The sequence below is a fragment of the Spirosoma sordidisoli genome, from assembly GCF_004138325.1.
In the GTDB taxonomy this organism is placed as follows: domain Bacteria; phylum Bacteroidota; class Bacteroidia; order Cytophagales; family Spirosomataceae; genus Spirosoma; species Spirosoma sordidisoli.
Window position 1 is genome coordinate 58,928 of the sequence record NZ_SBLB01000009.1, and the last position, 17,680, is coordinate 76,607.

Here is a 17,680-nt window from a genome sequence, read left to right on the forward strand (position 1 = left end):
ACCGTACTGCCGCTCGATTCGTCATTGAATGGAATCTGGTCTGGCCCGACAGCGGCCGTCCGACCGGACATTTGCATGCAGGCTGAACGTTAGTTCGTGTCGTATGGGCTGATAGTCAGATCGATGGAAGAAAAAATTTGGTTAAAGATAATCAGATTTCTCTGCTTTCCTGTTCGCCATACGCCTACCGATCTTCACATAACCGACCGTATGTCGCGTCAATGCTTTATTTGATGGGTGTCGCGCACACTGGAAAAGGTTAGGGCTGTCATTTTCCAGGTACTGGCTTGTTTCTGGTAGACTTCAGTCGCTGTGAACTCGGTCCTGACCTCGGCACCCCGAACGATGGCATCCAGCCTAAGGCGGCTCCAGACAATAGCCGTGTTGTCGAACAGCTCTACCGCTACATCATGCACCTCGGCGTTCTTATACCAGATGCTGCCGGTTTTAATGATGTCAAGTTCTTCGTCTTTTTTCCAGGTTCCACTCATGTGAACGAACTTCGCTTTGTCATCGAAAAGCAGGGCCAGCTTGTCGATCTGCTTGTCGGCCATCCATTGCCATTTCTGTTTCGAGAGCGCAATGAGTTCCTGTTCGGCAGGGGGCCGGCTGGTTACACCCGCGCTTAGGTGGGTTACCTGAGCCAGAACTCCCGGCACACCTAACGAGAGACAACACAGGGCGAGAAAAAATGGGATCATACTCAATTTTGTCGTCGGCTGACTGATAGAACGGGAGCGGAGGTGATTTTCTGCGTGCATGTACGTTGCCTGGTTTGTGGAACTATTCGCCAATATGGTAACCAACCGTTACCCTGGCTTTCACTCTTCTCTCGGGCAAAGGTCTGGCTTGTTCTGCTTCGGCCAGGTATACGGATTACGGACTTTCTTACCATTATTACCGATCCGGGTTCACGGGTAAAGTGGGGAGAGGGGGAATGCCCTACTTTTGTCGATGAAACTGATCCACGCTATGGATACCCTGCAGCGATTTGAAACGGTAAACGACTACAACATCTTCAACAATCATGAAACGCTTCACCCCCTGGTCAGCGTCGTTGATCTGTCGAAGGCCGCTCCGCGTCAGGGTTCGCGGATGTATTTTGGCCTGTATACCATATTCCTGAAAGATGTCAACTGCGGGGACCTGGTGTACGGGCGGCATACCTATGACTACCAGGAAGGAACACTGGTATTCATGGCGCCCGGACAGGTGGCGGGCGTTAGCAGCAACGGGGCAACCTACCAGCCGAAAGGGTTTGCGCTGGTCTTTCATCCGGACCTGATTCATGGTACGTCACTCGGTCGGCACATACATGAATACACGTTCTTCGGTTACCAGTCCTACGAAGCCCTGCACCTGTCGGCGCGGGAGCGTCAGCTGGTGCTGGACTGCTTCGCTAAAATCGAGTTTGAATTACAACACGCCATTGACAAGCACAGCAAAAAACTGATCGTCGCCACGATTGAGCTGTTTCTGGGCTATTGCAGCCGGTTTTACGATCGGCAATTTATCACCCGGGAAACGGTGCATAAAGGGATACTGGAACGGTTTGAGACGTTGTTGAACGCGTATTTTCAGTCCGACAAACCCCAGACCACCGGCTTACCAACGGTAGCCTTTTGTGCCGCCGAGCTAAACCTGTCGGCCAACTATTTTGGCGACCTCATCAAGAAAGAAACAGGTAAAACCGCGCAGGAATACATCCAGACGAAACTCATCGATCTGGCTAAGGAACGACTCTTTGACCCCGGCAAATCGATCAGCCAGATCGCCTACGAGTTGGGGTTCACGTATCCGCAGCATTTCAACCGTTTGTTCAGGCAACGGGTGGGGCAATCGCCCAACGAGTATCGAACCCTTCAGTACAAGTAAGGGGAAAGGCCACCTATTTTGTCATATCTACGCTGGTATTGAAAGCCAGCCACGCTTCGGCGCGGTCGCGGTACTGGTTGATCGAGGCCGGGAATTTCGTGAACGTAATCGGGTTTTTAACCTGTACGTACTGAACGGGCGCCACGATCGTAGCCCCGGCACCGGTGGTATAGTTTAGCTGCAGGGTAAAGCTGATGCGGGTAGGGCGGACGCCCGGTTTGGGCAGCGCTTGAGCGATGTCGACCCGCTTGACGGGTTTTACCTCGCCCGGCGAAATGGGGCTGGTGACGGTAGACGTTCCCACTTCGTAAAATCCGACTTTCAGACCCGGAATGGGAGAAGGCTTGGGCGGGAAACTGGCGGTGTTGATCCGGCGAATATCCAGCGATACGTTGTAGATAAAAGACTCGCCACTGGATGACTTTATAACCTGAACAGCCTTGCTCCTGGGCAACTTGACGCTGGTATTCGCGGGCGTGAGGGTTCCCACCACTTCGTTGTTTTTACCGAGCAAATACATCGCCTGGATCTTGAATTCGCAGGGGTAGGGGCGGGTCTGCCCGTTCGACATGGTGCACGGAACCGGGGCCTGCGGAGCGGCTCGCCAGAGGGTATTCACAGGAACATGCAGATGAAGCGATGCGACCAGACAGGAATAAAGGATTGTGGTTTTCATAAGAGGACGATTGATGAGGGTAAGGGTAGTCGTTTGGAAAGTCACACATCAAGCGGACTGGTGAATATAATCCGTATGAACGGTTGAGTAACTAATCCTTTGAGTCACCGGTCGAAAGCATTCTGTAGACCTACACCAGCTACCGATCTGGCGTGCGTTCAGCCCGGTAGCGAGCATCTGTTCAGAACGTTACCCGGACTGGTCGACCGCATTATTTGATGGCAGAACTCTATATTTGTCAGGGCTTCCGAAACCACGTTCGGAGGGTTCTGTAGAGGCACATTGAATGAGAAGCTTTCTTGAGGGTCTGGGTTTCGGCAATAACCATAGTCTGCAGACCCGAAAAATCATCCAGTATCTGTTGCGTGAAAAAGGGAAAACGGTGCTCGAAATCCGTGACTTCTGCGGGCTCAGTCTACCCACCACCATCAAGTTCGTCAATGACCTGGTCGACAAGAACATCCTGATCGAGTCGGGTAAGAAAGAGTCGTCGGGGGGGCGTCGGCCAACCGTGTACAATCTGAACCCGGACCAGGGCTATATCGTGGGGGTTGAGTTACTGCTCAAGTCGTTTCGGATGAGTATTATCAACCTGCATCACGAAGTCATTTACGATTACGAAACCGACAATTTCGATATCAGCCAGCGCGACGAATCGTTCGAGTTTGTGGCCCGCACGGTGCCGGCCCTTATCCGAAATAAGGGCATTGCCGAGGACAAGATTCTGGGGGTGGGCATCGGGATCACCGGGCGGGTCAACCACGCCAAAGGCATCAGTTATTCATTCCTGAACTTCGACGAACCCCTGACCGAGCGGCTGGAAAAACTCTGGCCATACCCAGTCTACATCGATAACGATACCCATTTCATGGCCATGGGTGAGCAGGTGTTCGGGCTGGCCCGCGACAAACAAAACGTGGTCTATGTAAACCTGAGCCGGGGGCTGGCCGTCGGCTTGATCTCGAACGGGCACATCCACAACGGGCATTCCTATTTTGCCGGGGAATTTGGGCACGTCACCTTTTTCGACAACGATAAGTTGTGCATTTGCGGCAAGAAAGGCTGCCTGTCGACGGTGGTGTCGGGGGCCGCTCTCGAAGAAAGCTACGCCGAAAAAACGGGCCGGTATCTGCCCTACCGCGATTTACTGGCCCTCTCGAAACAAGGCGACCGACTCGTCAACGAACTGCTGTCTGACCTGGGCGAACAACTCGGCAAAGCCCTGTCTATGCTGATTCAGGTGTTTAACCCCGAACTGCTCATTCTGGGCGGGCGGTTTATTGACGTAGGTGAGTACCTGACCTATCAGGTCATCCGCGGGTTGAGCCTGCACAGCCTGCCCCAGCTTCTGGCCGACTGCGAGTTTCAGGTTTCCCCGCTGGGCGAAAAAGCAGAGATGCTGGGCGCCTATGCGCTGGTCATCGAAAAGGTTTTCGAGCCCTAGCGGCTTAAAGGTCAATCCTGTTAACCCTACATGCATCATGATGTTATAAGGGGGAGACCGGTTTATACCCCCCAGTCCATTCAGATGAATTGTTTGGGGAAGGGTGGTTAAGCAAGCAAAGCTATGCAGAGACCGGATTTTTCACCCCCCAGCCCCCTAAAGGGGGAGTTAACCCCGCCGTTTTTTCTCCCCCTTTAGGGGGCTGGGGGGTGAAACGGTAGCGATTCGGGCTAGAGGAATTCACATCAATTCCTTCCCCTAACAACTCTTAGGCCGGGCCGCCGTCGCGGGGCTGGGGGGTAAACAAACACCTCCTTTAGCGAGCCGGAGAGTAATCTGCGACCAATTCATTCAGGGGTGATTGGCTTTAATCAACGCGTCGGCGAAGGACTCGGCTAGTTTTTCTTCTTCCAGACGGGGCAGCAGGATGGCTGCTTCGTGAATAAAAAAATGCGCTAACTCATGGGCCAGTATCTGCGTCGGCTCCAGGGGAGCGGCCAGGTTGATGCAGATGGTCCGATCCTTTTTGTGGTATTCACCCATAGTAGCCGGATGCCATCGTTCGTACCGCACGACTACGCCTGCCCGCTGCGCAATTTCGGTTGCTTCGGTAGTGCCATATCGCTGGCTGATCTGATGGGCTAACTCGGCGCCGGTCATGAACGGATACGTTTACAGGGCATGACGGTGCGGGTCGCCTTCGGACAGCACAAGATTATCGGGCCACTCAATGGGAATGCCCCGTCGGGTCAGCGCGGCCTGAAAATCGATTAGCAGCGTGGGCGTATTCCGAACCTGCCGGGGCGACACGCCTTTTTCCAGACAGTAGGCCAGCAGATGGCCGACCGACTCACCGATGTTCCACTCGATCGGATGCAGTCGGTAACAGCCATTGGTAATGTGGGTGGTGCCGATGTTCTTACAGGCGGGCAACAGATTCTCAACCCGCTCAGGCAATAACGAGCCCAGCGGGATCTGGAAAGGCAGACTCTCTACATCGATATAGTTATCGCCACCCAGGCTTGGATGCAAGTCGATCCGGTAAAAACCCAGGCCGACCGAATCAGGGAATGGTTCCGCCAGCGTTGAGCCGGGTCGAAGATGAGCCGACACGTGCTGTTCCCGAATCGTAAACTCGGCTTTGATTCGTCTCGATTCCCGGATGTAGGGTCGTTTGGCCAGGCCGTCGGCAGTGCCAACCACATCGGGGCGGAGTTTTAGCCCCCGAAAGCCCAGTTCGGTTTGCAGGTAGTACAAAAACGAAAGGCTTTGCTCCTTGGCTTCCTGTACGTAGCGGGCGCGCTCGGCTGGACTAGCCTCGCTCAGATCACCCCCCAGATAATCGATCTGTGGGTAATTGACGAGGGTAATGTCCGACTCAAAAGCACCCTCCTGAAACAGATTTTTGTCCAGTATCCGCCGGTAGGTCCATAGGCCGGCGAAGGCTCGGTTGGGTTCGCGGTTAGGCTGGAAATTGTACTGAACAGGTTGTAGGGTGCGCGGGCTAAGACCGGTGAGGCTCAGTAGCGGACCCGACCAGGCGGGCAACAGGGGAGGCACAAACGTTCGCCAGTAGTCGTAGCGGGCTGGCTTATCGATGGTCCAGTCTTCGCCCTCGTGATAGCTCATGGCAAAACATACCGAAAACGCCTGCACGTTGCCGGGTCTGGCAACGGGTGCAGCACTGAGCTCTCCGGTTTCGGCCTGGCTTTCCGAGCCCGTCACGTAGTCGGTTCCCGTCAGGGGCAGCAAATCCCCCAACTCGGTAGCATCGACAAAATATCGGGCGTTCACCCATACCGATTCGGACGTCTGGGTATGCTGCAGGGTGACCGACTGAACGGTATCTGCCTCGTAAACGGCCTCAGTTGCCTCGTACTCGTACAAGATCGTCAGGCGCTGGCGGTCAATGTACGGCTGTAGCATGGCCTGCAACACCCGCAGAAATACGATGGGTTCAGCACAGAGGGGCGATACCCAGCCGTTACCCGGGTTCAGGGTCGGGTTGAGCCGGGCCTCGGGAGTAAGTGGGTAATGGGTTCGGTAATAGTCCCGAACGTTTTCGCGGAACTGTCGGTAAGTCTGGGTGCAGCCAAATTGTTCAATCCAGCCGTGTTCGTCGGGTGGGGTGGCCTGAGTGGTAAACTGGCCGCCAATCCAGTCCGACTCCTCGGTCAGGATGACGGTTAAACCCGCTTCGCAGGCCGCCAGCGCGCAGGCGCATCCGCCCACACCCCCGCCTACAATGAGAATATCTGTTGTTAAAACTGGCATTCGTTGTCTGATTCTGCAGCTACTTTCTGGAGGCTATAATCACAATGGGTTCGTCGCCGGGCCGGTTTTCAAGTTCGGTCTGGGCCAGGGCAAGGACCTGTTCCAGCTCGGCCAGGCCTGAGAGGTTGATGATGCGGCTACCGGCCAGCAGGTGAATGTCGGGCAGGCTCCGGCCGGCATCGCCAAAATCTGTCAAATTAGTTATGACCTGGTCCAGTTCAGCGGCTACCTGCCGTATGTCTGTCAAATACACACCCGCCTGGGTTCGCTGTAGCCGAACCACTCCCGTTTTATCGGTAATTCGGACGGCTAGCTGACGCTTTTTAAACAAACCAAAAAACGGACTGGATTCCCGCTCCACACCGAACACATACAAACCGCTGGTCTGACCCAACAGCCTGACCTCCCCTTCGTCGACCTGTAGGGAACGAGCCGCCGATGCCCGGCAGAGGTCAGGCGTACTGGCTTTGGCGTTGTCTTCCTTGCGCAGTTCGGTGGTGCCGAAGGCGGTGGCTCGTACCAGATTTCGGCGCGTATCTACTTCAATCTGTACTTCGATGGTTTCGGGCAGGGCCCCGACTTTCATAACGGCTTCGGTTGCTTCGCGCCGGACAGCCAGGATATCCTCGGGCGTGGGGTCGACCAGGTTGCGTTCTACGGTATCCCGCACCATGGCCAGAGCTACCCCGATGGTTGAAATGACTTCGGCTTTCCTGGCCAGTCGCGCGGGCAGGTTCATCAGCTCGCCCGTGAAGAGCACCAGCGATGCGGCACCGCCCCCGCCCCCGATCAACTCGACGGTGTTCCGGTCGAGGTGGTATTCGGTGATGAGTTCCTCGAGCTGGCGGGCTACCTTCCGGCACGATATGTCGAGCACCAGCCGGGCGGTTTCCAGCTCGGTCTTGCCTAGTTTATCGGCCAGGGGTTTGAACGCCAGTCGGGCCGCTTCGGTGTTGCCTTTCGCAAACGCCGTGTCCGGAATAATCCCCAGCAGGTTAGCTGCGCAGGTAGGTGTCAGGGCAAAGTGCTGGCCGTCGGTTGTTTCGATGGCTGTATAGTCGTCGGCATCTTTCTCGGTCGGGCGCAGGTGTACCAGCCGGGCATCGATAAAGCGTTCGGGCGTCTGAAAACAGGCGTAGGACAAACCGGCGATGTGCGCCGACCGGGTTCCCACATCCACGAGTTTGCCGTCCGACTCCCGAATCATGCTGCCACCGGCAATGGCAAGGGTTCGTACGTCGAGGGTGTTGAGGTAGGTTCGATGGCCGCCCACCCGGGCGTTTTTGGTCTGTGGCTGACCATCGCGGATGACCGAAATGTCGGCGCTGGTACCGCCTACTTCAATAAAAATACCGTCCGATACCCGCTCGTGCATGAGTGCGCCGGCAATGCCCGCAGCCGGCCCCGACAACATGGTCATGATGGGTCGGCGATGCACTTCATCGACGCTCATAACCCCGCCGTCTGACCGCATGATCATTAGCGGGGCTGTGATGCCGGCTTTCTTCACACACTCGTCGGTCATGGTGGCGGTGTGAATCATTTTGGGCAGAATGGCTCCGTTTATCACGGCCGTACGGGTGCGGGTGCGCAGGCCGTAGAGGGTAGACACATCGTGGCCGCTGGTGGCCAGCAATCCCGCTTTCCGGGCCCGTTCGCTGACGAAGATTTCGTTCTCGTCCTGATCTACCCCGAACGCTTCGGATGCGACGATCACCTCGACCCCTTTCTGCCGAAACGTTTCGACCTGTCGGTCAACATAATCGCCGGTCAGCTCCCGGCCCTGGCAGAAAACGTGTTCGGTCTGGAGCCAGCGGCTGGGCGCCAGTTCAATGGCCGGTACGTTCGTATCCGACTTTGCCTTAAAGGCCTCCCAGCCACTACCTATGCCGATGATGCCGACTTTGGCAACGTCGCCTTCGAGCAGGGCATTGGTAGCCTGTGTCGTTGAATGGGCAATAAACACAACGTCTTCGGGATCAACGGCCAGTTCGGCCAGCGCGCGGGCGATGGCGTTAATGATACCCAGCGCCACGCCCTCGGTAGCGTGGTGGGTGGTTGGAACCTTCAGCTGGGATATGACCTCGCGCGTGGCGTGATCGACAACCACAACGTCGGTGAACGTTCCGCCAACATCAATGCCTACCCGTACTTGTCGTTTCATGGGAGCTAGTCGTCTCGTTGGTAATCAGGCTCAGCCAGTAGCGGCTACAGCCTCGGTTGGGGTAGTTTTAGAAAAACAGCACAACGGCTATGATCAATCCCAGCAAGCAGACGGCCATGGCCGGTAGCAGGGTTTCCTTGGTGAGCCCTTCGACCGGAACCCCGACGAAATTGGCGATCCATACGTTGTGGGTGTTGGTTGGGTCGCAGATGTTCTGTACCTGAACCACACAGATAATGGCCGCCAGCAACGCCAGCGCCGGAAGGATGCCCGTGCCGAACATGATCGTGAACAAGCCAATGCCGATCCCGAAAATATTGAGCGGCCCCCGGTAGAGCGACAGGGGCGACAGCAGTCCGAAGAAAGCGACGTAAAAGAGGGCCGACTGAAACGGGAGCGACACGATCAGGGGTTCGAGGGCCGTTTTGATGGGCCCCAGATTCAGCGCGTTGAGCAACATACCGATGCCCATCATCAGAATAGCCGCCGGAGCGCCATCTTCAATCCCCTTGATGGCCGAGGCTGTCAGCGTCTGGATGGCCGTGCCCAGATTGGTTGTGACGACCCCGTAGAGCGAACCGATCAGGAAAGCCGCGATGAAGTCGAGTTTGATGCCGAAGGCGTTGAAGCCGATGAACAGAACGAGGGGCACAATGGGGGTCAGCAGCGCGATGGGCCGGACGGCCTTGCGTTTTACCGGACGGGTCGTTTCGGACTGGGTTACCCGATCAGCCGCCACCGCCGAGAGGAGCAACACCTCCCCCGACCGTTTGGCGGCAATCAGGGCGTAGGCAATTACGAATACAACCATCAGCCCCAGCATGATAAAGGCGAATTGTAGCACCTCCGGCGGCATCGGCTGATTGTCCTGCAATTGCAACAGTTGCCGGTACAGGGTAAACAGGATGGGGTTGAATATAAAGCCGGTGGCAAAAGCGAGCAGAAACAGCACCCCCGCCAGCTTGCGCGGAATGCCCAGACTCATCATGATCGGCAGCACCAGCGATCCTACCGTGATGATGGCTCCCAACCCCTGCAGGGTCGTAAACAGGATGGCCGTTACCAGCATCAGCCCGAAAGCCACTACCAGTGGGCGTTCGCCCCCGAACTCAGCGGCTCGCTTAATGATTTCCTCGGCAATACCGGTCTGGATTAGGACCCGACCCATCATGGCTCCGGCAAAGACCGCCACGTAGACAGGCGCCAGCTTCACCGCACCACCCGCCACAATCTCGTTCAGGATGTCGGTAGCGCCAAGCCGGGCGAGTACGGCGATGAGTACGGCCATAGCGGGCAGCGCGATCAGCGCCGGCATCTTCCGCAGGAACATCAGGGTGGCAAACACCAGGAATATGATCAGTAAACCAATGGCTATCATAGGCGTGAGTAAGGGTAGACGATGAGTAGGCGGGCTACTGCACTTCTGTCATCGAACGGGTTATATTACTTGGTCAGTTTCAGATCGAAATCAATTTCGGCTTCAAAGGTGCGGTCCCAGGGTAGATCGAAACGCAGGTTGGTGATCGTACAGCGCTGACCACTGGTTTTCGGGAAAAAACCAGCGGCTGTCCGGGTGGCTATCGGCTGCAGTTCGGTCAGACAATAGGCTTCAATGGTCCTGGTCTGTTCAGCGGTCAGTCGGTTCGGGTTCCATTGACTGGCCCGGCATCGTTTGTTGGCCTCGGGCCGCACCAGGGAATGGTAGGTGTAATCGTCGAGGAGTCGGTTCAGCATAAACCACACCTGCGCCTGATTCATGCGGGGCGCAGCAGCTGGTTTCGATTGGGCCACCACCCGCGATACACCCGCCAGGATACCATGGGGCAGAGCGGTGCCGATGGTGTTACCGGCGGTGTTCCAGCAGGCATAACCGTAGGTTCGGGCAAATACCGATGCCTCTTTCAGGGCTTCCGTAAATGGAATATCTCCTCCCTGTACATCCCCTTTGGGATCAACGTCGGCAATAATGATTCCCTTGTCCGGGCTGCGAATGATCTGATCGGCAAACTGGCGGGCGCTACCAGCGTCAAAGCGGGATGCGAATACATAGTACAGCAGATCAGCCTCGCCGGGGTCGTTCACTTCGCGGGCGCCAACGGCATTCAGATGAAAACTGACCGTTTGCCGCAAGGGCCGGTCTTCAAACGGCATCACCGTATGGGCGGCCGTTTCGGACGAATAGATGGCTTTGATGCGGGGATGGTAGTTATATCGGTCAGTCATGGCCCGCGCCAGCAGCAGCATGGATACCTCGTCAGCCCCGGGCTGAATAGCGACCTGCGCGGTTAGGTTTGCCTGTTTTACCGTGTTTGTCAGGTTTTCCCGATCGCGGATATGCACCCCGCGGGGTTTCGCATCGTCCTGCGACACGATCAGGTAATCGAACACCTTTTCCCGGGCCAGCCCGATGGCAAACTGATTGACCTGCAGGTTACGCAGCCGGGCCTGTTTATAATCGGCCAGGGCTGCTGACGGAATGGCTTGTTCGAGCTGGCGGGTCTGGTCCCGCAGGTTCGTATCGGGCGACACCTCGGCCCACCTGGCCAGTTTTTCGCGGTACCCCTCGTTTTTGCCGTCGGCGGTGGGCGCCAGCCGCATGATTACGCTGGAGCCGTAGATCTTGAGCCCGGGGGCTTTACGGCGTAGCTCGCGTACAATCTGAACCCGGTCGAGGGCTTTCTGGGCCGGAACCCCGTGAATCCGCGATCCTACCAGACCCCCGTAGGCCAGCATATCGACCGAAATAATGGCGGCATCGAAGCGGCTCAGCGACTGCGCCCGCAACCAGCGGATGATTTCGTCGGACTGTCCGACTTCGGTAAACCGGCCCAGCAGGTGGCGGGGGGGCGCAACGACCTCCACATCGCCAATCTTACCCATCTGTACCGGATACTGCAGGCAGGGCGGTCGTTCGTCGAGCGGGATCAGTAAGATACGGGTCGTTGCCTGGCTCCGGCTCTGGGAGTTAGCCCCCCAGGAGAGCAACAGGAGTACGCACGAGAGTAACCAGCTACGCATAAGAATTGAGCACTTTTCAGGTAAAGGACGAAACAAAAGTCTGAATAAATCCGGTACATCCAAATAAACTTATATAAAAAATTAATAAAAGTTTTAGTAATTTATTTAAAAAGAATATGTTTGCATCAAATCCAGTCAATAGTCCTTTACCTAATACTCCCAATGAAACGAATTCTACCACTCATCCTGCTGACGATCGGATGGGCCACGGCCATGGCTCAGTCGATCACGATTAAAGGTAAAATCAACGACGGCGAGACCAACGAAGCCGTAGTGGGTGCTAACGTGGCCGTTAAGGGCACCACCAAAGGAACCTCCACCGACGCATCGGGCAACTTCTCGCTGGTTGTCGACAAGGGGGTTACCCTGATTGTTTCCAGTATTGGGTATGACAACGCCGAAGTTGTGGCCGGTACCGAAGAGCTGACCATTCGGCTCCGGCCCAACGACCGCACCTTATCCGAGGTTGTCGTAGTGGGCTACGGGGTGCAGAAGAAGGCTAACCTGACCGGGGCCGTCACCCAGCTGAAGTCGGCCGATCTGCTGAAACGGCAGGTGGGCACCACCAGCAACCTGCTGCAGGGCCTGGCCCCCGGGGTATCCGTGTTTCAGGGGTCGGGTAAACCCGGTGCCGACTCGCCCGCCATCCGGATCCGGGGTATCGGGTCCATCTTCTCCAGCCAGGCTCCGCTTATTCTGATCGATGGGATTGTATCGAGTCTGGATAACGTAGATGCCAATGCCATCGAGAGTATAACCGTACTGAAAGATGCTGCGTCTACGGCTATTTATGGGTCGCGGGCTGCCAACGGGGTTGTTCTCGTTAGAACCAAACGGGGTGGCACCGGTGGGATTAAGGTCGGATATAATGTGTTTGTCACCAAACAGGAAGCCACCAACATTCCCGAAAAGGTCAGCGCCGTTGAACACATGGAACTTAGTAACGTGGCCCAGCGCAACCAGACTGGTAATCCCAACGCGTTTGTGTTTTCGCAGGCGTTAATCGACAAATACAAAAATACCGCCCCCGACAACCTCGAAGTATTTGACAACGACTGGGTCAAGCTGCTGTTCACCAACAGCGGTCTGATGCAGAACCACAACATTACCGTCGAAGCAGGCAGCGAAAAAGCCAGCCTGTTTGCCTCCGTCTCGTACCTGAACCAGCAGGGGTTGATTCCGAACAACAGCTTCAACCGCTTCGACCTGCGGCTCAACCCCGATATTCGGTTCAACGACAAATTCCGGGTTACGTCTGTCCTGTTTTACAACCAGTCGACCCGGACCGAACCCGCTGGCGGAACCCCCGAGTTTATCATCCGTCAGGCCATTGGTCTGCCCGCCACGGGACCGGCTAAATTTGGCGACGGTATGTACGGCGACGCGGGCCAGTCGAACCGCCGAAATCCGCTGGGCCAGGCTGAATCCAGCGGGTTGTTTCAAGTAACCCGGCCTAACATGATGGGGAAGGTTACATTCCTGTACACGCCCATCAAATCCCTGGAAATTGAAGCCAGCGCGGCCCGTGAACAGTGGCATCCGTATGCAAAGCGGTTCCAGAAGAACTACAATGTATACGCCCCCAACATAGCCAACAGATCCTATGACCTGGTGGCGCCTTATCCCGGCACCAACGCTTTGTCGGAAAGGGATACCACGAGTTACCGGACAACATTGCTGGCGCAGGCCACTTACACCTATCGGGATACCAAAAACGAAATCAAGTTTCTAGTAGGAGCACAGACGGAAGAGGGGACAAACCGAACCCTGAATGCGTCGCGTTCGGACTTTATCAACGAAGAGTTGCCGTATCTGTCGCTGGGTGGTGCCAACCGCGATAACTCGGGTGGGGCCAACGAGTATGCGCTGGCCGGCTTCTACGGCCGTGTCAACTACGCCTTTCAGGACAAATACCTGCTTGAAGTGAACGGGCGGTACGATGGATCGTCGCGCTTCTCGCAGGCGCTCAATCGGCAGTGGGGCTTCTTCCCATCGGCATCGGCGGGCTGGGTGTTCAGCAACGAGAAGTTCTTCTCGGGCCTAAGCTCGGTCATCTCGTTTGCCAAAATCCGGGCGTCGTACGGAACGCTGGGGAACCAGGGCGTACCGGAATTGTACCCCTTTGCCGGTACCTATAACTCGGGTAACGATTATTACTTTAACAACGCCATTAACCAGGGTCTGGCGCTCACCGATGCTGTCAACGCAGGCACGACCTGGGAAAAATCGACCCAGTTTGACCTGGGCGTCGATTTTCAACTGCTCAAGGGACTGACCATTACGGCTGACTATTACGTCCGCAAGATTTCGGACATCCTGATGCGCCGGCCTATTCCGGGCTATGTGGGTCTGAATCCGGCGTTGCTGAACCTGGGCAAAATGGAGAACCGGGGCTGGGAGCTGTCGGCCACGTACCGCAACCGCATCGGCGGACTTCGCTACGACGTAACGGGGGTATTGTCGGACGTCAGAAACAAAGTAACCGAACTGCCCGGCGTTCCTTACATCGACGAAGGGCTGCTCCGGTCGGCCGAAGGGTATGCGCTGCGGTCGTATTTTGGGTACCAGGCCATCGGCTACTTTCAGTCGAGAGAAGATATTGCCAGCAGTCCGACGCACTTTTTTAACCCGGCGCCCGGCGACATCAAATATGCTGACCTGAACGGCGATGGCAAGGTGAATAACGACGACCGTACGTTTATCGGCAATAACTTCCCCCGCTACGAATACAGCATCAACGCCAACCTGGCATACGGGCTGTTTGATCTGAATCTGTTTGGGCAGGGTGTTGCCAGAAAGGAAAACTACATCTCCGGCACCGGAGCCTGGCCTTTCTTTGCGGGGGATTTCATCCCGTCGCTGCTGTCGTTTCACAAAGATTACTGGACCCCCGAAAATCCCAACGCTGCCTTCCCGCGGCTGCTGCCGGCCATCGGCGTCAACGGAACGAACTCGTCGTTCTGGGTAAAGAACTCGGCCTACTTCCGGCTGAAAAACGTAAACCTGGGTGTTCGCGTACCGGATAACCTGATCCGCAAGCTGGGCGTAGGGTCGGCCCGGTTCTATGTGAGTGCGCAGAACCTGTTTACCCTGACCCCATTCTGGAAAGGATTCGACCCCGAAATCAACAACAACACGGCTGAGTTTTACCCGCTCATGAAAACCTATACGGTTGGCCTAAACCTGAAATTCTAGACATCGCCATGAAAAAGACAGTTTCGATTATTGCGCTGGCCCTCCTGGCCCTGGGTTGTAAGGATTTTCTGGACCGACAGCCTTTAGATACCCCCTCCAGTGCCACCTTCTACGCCAACGAAGCCGAAATCCGGATTGGCCTGACGGGTGTCTACAACGCGGCTTTCTGGAACAGCCGCGGCAACGTACCCGACCTGAAACGGATTGAGGGTACTACCGATCTGATCATCTCCCGCAAAACCGACCCCGAATCGCTGGTGGCCATGGGAAACCAGGGGCCCTTCGTGATTGGCAACGCCATCTCGGAAACCGGCTGGCAGCAGGGCTACCGCCTGATTGCCCGGGCCAACGACCTGCTGGAGGGCATGAAACGGGGCCAGGCCAGAACCAGTAAGGCCAGCTACGACCGGATGCGGGGCGAAGCGCTAACCCTGAGGGCCTGGGCCTATCTGAACCTGATGACCTGGTACGGCAACGTAGTATATTACACCCAGCCGCTTCAGCCCGATCAGTACGAAACGCAGGCCCAGACGCCTAAAGAAGAAATTGCCCGCGCGCTTTACAAAGACCTGGACGAAGCCTACACGGGGCTGGATCTGAACCCCGCCGAACGGGGCCGCATGAGCAAGCACATGGCGCTCGGAATCAAAGCCCGGCTGGCCATGCTGATCAAGGATTACGCCACGGCGGCTGAGGCTACCAACACCATCATAAAAAGTGGCAACCACAGCCTGAACCCCAACTACCAGGCGCTGTTCACCCTGGCCGGACAAACCGCCAACGTGGGCCGCGAGGTTATGGGGCAGATGATGTACCCGGCCGAGAACCCGAATATCGCGTCGTGGCAGGTGGTTGGGTACACGCCCCGGCAGACCCTGGGTGCCCAAAGTAACAACTTCCCCACCCAGGCCATGGTCGATAAGTTCGAATGCATTGACGGCAAGCGGATCGATGAATCGCCCCTGTACGACCCGGCCAATCCGAGCCGTAACCGCGATCGCCGACTCCGCTGGACGCTCTACATGCCCGGCGATACCATTGAGGTCAGGATGGTGAAAGCCGCCAGCCTGCCGTATCAGAACCCGAATCAGCGGTTTATCTACAACATCCACAGCGACCAGATTTTTCGCTATAACTGGAACACCCAGCGCTATGATGTCATCAACGGCAACCCCGATTTTGTGACCTCATCCAACAGCGTCTGGCAGTTTGGGGCCACGGGGGCCGTGGGTGGCGTTGGTTATGTTTGGCGGAAATACAACGATCCCGACCAATACGTATGGGAGTTGAAGACGCCGTTTATACTGATGCGTTATGCGGAAATCCTGCTGACGTATGCCGAAGCAAAAATCGAACAGAACCAGATCGACGCATCCGTTATCGATGCGATCAACGCGGTTCGTCGGCGGGCGGGTCAACCGGCGGCTACAGTAACGGATCAGGCCAGACTGCGGCAGCTGGTGCGTCGGGAGCGCGCGGTTGAGTTTGCTACCGAAGGACTCCGGCTGTTCGACATCCGGCGCTGGGAGATCGTCAAGGAAGTACTGAACGGACCTATTGTCGGAGCGGCCATCAACCCGGCCAACGTGCCGGCCATTCCGTCATTCGGGGCCAAAGGGTCGGTGCAGGATCTGAACGATATTCCCGATTACTCGGCCAGCATTGCCCAGCGGATCAAAAGCCGCAACGAGACCCGGCAGAACGTGGATAAACACGTGCTCTGGCCGATTCCGCAGGGTGAAATCGATAAAAATAAGGCCTTGAAACAGAATTCAGGCTGGTAATGACCTTGTCCAAGTAGTTAACGTACGCTCACGTCTCATGCAAAAATTTGTTCTTTTCACCCTGTTGTTTGTCCTGCCTGCCCTACTGGGGCAGTGCAGGCAGACGGCAGCGGTCGAGGCTGGTCCGGGCCGCCCACCCGTATCAACCCATTTGCGGGGTGTCTGGCTCACCAATGTGGGCAGCCAGGTCCTGAGTACCCCTGCCGGAATCAGGCAGGCCGTAGCAACCTGTCGGCAAAACGGCATCAACCACATCTTCGTGGTCATGTGGAACAAAGGCCGGACATTGTACCCCTCGCGTGTGATGAAAAATACCTTCGGTATCGAAATCGACGAAACGCTCAGCGGTCGTGATCCGCTCCGCGAACTGCTGGATGCGGCTCATGCCGATTCGATCCGGGTATCGGCCTGGATGGAGTATGGCTTTGCTGCCGAAAACAATGGCTTCGGTGAACACATTCTCCGGCTGAAACCCCAATGGGCCGCGCTCGGTCAGGATGGGCGGGTGGTGGTTAAAAATGGGTTCAAATGGATGAACGCCCTCAACCCCGACGTGCAGGATTTTATGCTGTCGCTGCTGAAAGAAGTGGCTACCAACTACCCCGACCTGGACGGTATTCAGGGCGACGACCGACTGCCAGCCCTACCCACCGAATGTGGCTACAATCCGGAAATACTGGCGGCTTACAAACAGGAAACGAACGGCTCGACACCGCTGGACCCGAAAACAGACACGAAGTGGGTAAACTGGCGGGCCGATCGGCTTAATCAGTTTGCGAAACGCCTGTATACCGAACTGAAAGCCATCCGGCCGTCTTTGCAGATTGCAATGGCCCCCAGCATATACCCCTTTGCAAAAACTGAATATTTGCAGGACTGGCCAACCTGGGTGCAGAACGGATGGGTCGATCTGATTTCCCCACAGGTGTATCGGTACAACATCGATGCCTACCGGAATGAGCTCGACAAAATCACGACCCAGCAGATTGCGGCCGACAAACTGCCCATGCTGGCTCCGGGGGTGCTGCTGAAGGTCGGAAGTTACAAGCCGACCCGTCAGTTTCTGGAGGCCATGATTCGCGAAAACCGATTACATAAACTCAATAATGAAATCTTTTTCTATTACGAAGGCCTTTCCGAGCAACCCGACTTTTTTAAAACCTACTCAACTAACTGACTGAATGTAAACTGGATACTGGCGACTCGGTCTCTCCGGCGCGTTGACGACGCTGACCAGTACACAGGCCTCA

The 17,680-nt window shown here is 56.2% G+C and carries 12 protein-coding genes; 5 read left to right on the plus strand and 7 right to left on the minus strand.

Going from position 1 to position 17,680, the window contains the following annotated elements:
• Window positions 1-218: 218 nt before the first annotated feature.
• Window positions 219-701: a nuclear transport factor 2 family protein gene (locus tag EQG79_RS25845; RefSeq protein ID WP_129605526.1), complete on the minus strand. Its 483-nt coding sequence runs from the start codon at window positions 699-701 to the stop codon at window positions 219-221.
• 271 nt (window positions 702-972) lie between these two features.
• Between EQG79_RS25845 and EQG79_RS25850 the strand changes: the two genes are divergently transcribed.
• Window positions 973-1,875: a helix-turn-helix domain-containing protein gene (locus tag EQG79_RS25850; protein WP_077922922.1), complete on the plus strand. Its 903-nt coding sequence runs from the start codon at window positions 973-975 to the stop codon at window positions 1,873-1,875.
• 13 nt (window positions 1,876-1,888) lie between these two features.
• Here the strand turns inward: EQG79_RS25850 and EQG79_RS25855 are convergent, their stop codons facing one another.
• Window positions 1,889-2,551 (minus strand): hypothetical protein, encoded by a 663-nt coding sequence (locus EQG79_RS25855; RefSeq protein WP_077922923.1) that lies wholly within the window; start codon window positions 2,549-2,551, stop codon window positions 1,889-1,891.
• Window positions 2,552-2,837: 286 nt separating this feature from the next.
• Here EQG79_RS25855 and EQG79_RS25860 point away from each other — a divergent pair, with 286 nt between their 5' ends.
• Window positions 2,838-3,995 carry an ROK family transcriptional regulator gene (locus tag EQG79_RS25860; RefSeq protein ID WP_077922924.1) on the plus strand — a complete coding sequence of 386 codons (1,158 nt, stop codon included), beginning with the start codon at window positions 2,838-2,840 and terminating at the stop codon, window positions 3,993-3,995.
• 351 nt (window positions 3,996-4,346) lie between these two features.
• On the opposite strand, the gene EQG79_RS25865 is transcribed toward EQG79_RS25860, so the two are convergent.
• The 5 genes from EQG79_RS25865 to EQG79_RS25885 form a co-directional block, all read right to left on the minus strand.
• A complete protein-coding gene (locus EQG79_RS25865; RefSeq protein WP_077922926.1) occupies window positions 4,347-4,655 on the minus strand; it encodes an ImmA/IrrE family metallo-endopeptidase in 309 nt (102 codons plus the stop codon).
• Between the two features lie 12 nt (window positions 4,656-4,667).
• Complete coding sequence (locus EQG79_RS25870) at window positions 4,668-6,269, minus strand: FAD-dependent oxidoreductase (protein ID WP_129605528.1); 1,602 nt, start codon at window positions 6,267-6,269, stop codon at window positions 4,668-4,670.
• Window positions 6,270-6,288: 19 nt separating this feature from the next.
• Window positions 6,289-8,433, minus strand: coding sequence for a hydantoinase/oxoprolinase family protein (locus tag EQG79_RS25875; protein ID WP_129605531.1), 2,145 nt, complete (start codon window positions 8,431-8,433; stop codon window positions 6,289-6,291).
• A gap of 67 nt (window positions 8,434-8,500) precedes the next feature.
• Window positions 8,501-9,811, minus strand: a complete 1,311-nt coding sequence (locus EQG79_RS25880) for a citrate transporter (RefSeq protein WP_129605533.1) — start codon at window positions 9,809-9,811, stop codon at window positions 8,501-8,503.
• Window positions 9,812-9,876: 65 nt separating this feature from the next.
• Complete coding sequence (locus tag EQG79_RS25885) at window positions 9,877-11,451, minus strand: DUF4127 family protein (protein WP_077922930.1); 1,575 nt, start codon at window positions 11,449-11,451, stop codon at window positions 9,877-9,879.
• 162 nt (window positions 11,452-11,613) lie between these two features.
• On the opposite strand from EQG79_RS25885, the gene EQG79_RS25890 reads away from it, so the two are divergent.
• From EQG79_RS25890 to EQG79_RS25900, 3 genes are read left to right on the plus strand one after another with little or no spacing between them, the layout of a single operon-like run.
• Window positions 11,614-14,646, plus strand: coding sequence for a SusC/RagA family TonB-linked outer membrane protein (locus tag EQG79_RS25890; protein ID WP_129605535.1), 3,033 nt, complete (start codon window positions 11,614-11,616; stop codon window positions 14,644-14,646).
• Between the two features lie 8 nt (window positions 14,647-14,654).
• The gene (locus EQG79_RS25895; RefSeq protein ID WP_129605537.1) at window positions 14,655-16,430 is read left to right on the plus strand and encodes a RagB/SusD family nutrient uptake outer membrane protein; all 1,776 of its coding nucleotides are present in this window, start codon (window positions 14,655-14,657) and stop codon (window positions 16,428-16,430) included.
• A 37-nt stretch (window positions 16,431-16,467) separates the two neighbouring features.
• Complete coding sequence (locus EQG79_RS25900; RefSeq protein WP_129605539.1) at window positions 16,468-17,607, plus strand: glycoside hydrolase family 10 protein; 1,140 nt, start codon at window positions 16,468-16,470, stop codon at window positions 17,605-17,607.
• Window positions 17,608-17,680 lie beyond the last annotated feature (73 nt).

Bases quoted from the DNA above. Each gene is read 5' to 3' on its own strand.
- EQG79_RS25845 (WP_129605526.1), bottom strand. From the start codon at position 701: ATGATCCCATTTTTTCTCGCCCTGTGTTGTCTCTCGTTAGGTGTGCCG.
- EQG79_RS25850 (WP_077922922.1), top strand. From the start codon at position 973: ATGGATACCCTGCAGCGATTTGAAACGGTAAACGACTACAACATCTTC.
- EQG79_RS25855 (WP_077922923.1), bottom strand. From the start codon at position 2,551: ATGAAAACCACAATCCTTTATTCCTGTCTGGTCGCATCGCTTCATCTG.
- EQG79_RS25860 (WP_077922924.1), top strand. From the start codon at position 2,838: ATGAGAAGCTTTCTTGAGGGTCTGGGTTTCGGCAATAACCATAGTCTG.
- EQG79_RS25865 (WP_077922926.1), bottom strand. From the start codon at position 4,655: ATGACCGGCGCCGAGTTAGCCCATCAGATCAGCCAGCGATATGGCACT.
- EQG79_RS25870 (WP_129605528.1), bottom strand. From the start codon at position 6,269: ATGCCAGTTTTAACAACAGATATTCTCATTGTAGGCGGGGGTGTGGGC.
- EQG79_RS25875 (WP_129605531.1), bottom strand. From the start codon at position 8,433: ATGAAACGACAAGTACGGGTAGGCATTGATGTTGGCGGAACGTTCACC.
- EQG79_RS25880 (WP_129605533.1), bottom strand. From the start codon at position 9,811: ATGATAGCCATTGGTTTACTGATCATATTCCTGGTGTTTGCCACCCTG.
- EQG79_RS25885 (WP_077922930.1), bottom strand. From the start codon at position 11,451: ATGCGTAGCTGGTTACTCTCGTGCGTACTCCTGTTGCTCTCCTGGGGG.
- EQG79_RS25890 (WP_129605535.1), top strand. From the start codon at position 11,614: ATGAAACGAATTCTACCACTCATCCTGCTGACGATCGGATGGGCCACG.
- EQG79_RS25895 (WP_129605537.1), top strand. From the start codon at position 14,655: ATGAAAAAGACAGTTTCGATTATTGCGCTGGCCCTCCTGGCCCTGGGT.
- EQG79_RS25900 (WP_129605539.1), top strand. From the start codon at position 16,468: ATGCAAAAATTTGTTCTTTTCACCCTGTTGTTTGTCCTGCCTGCCCTA.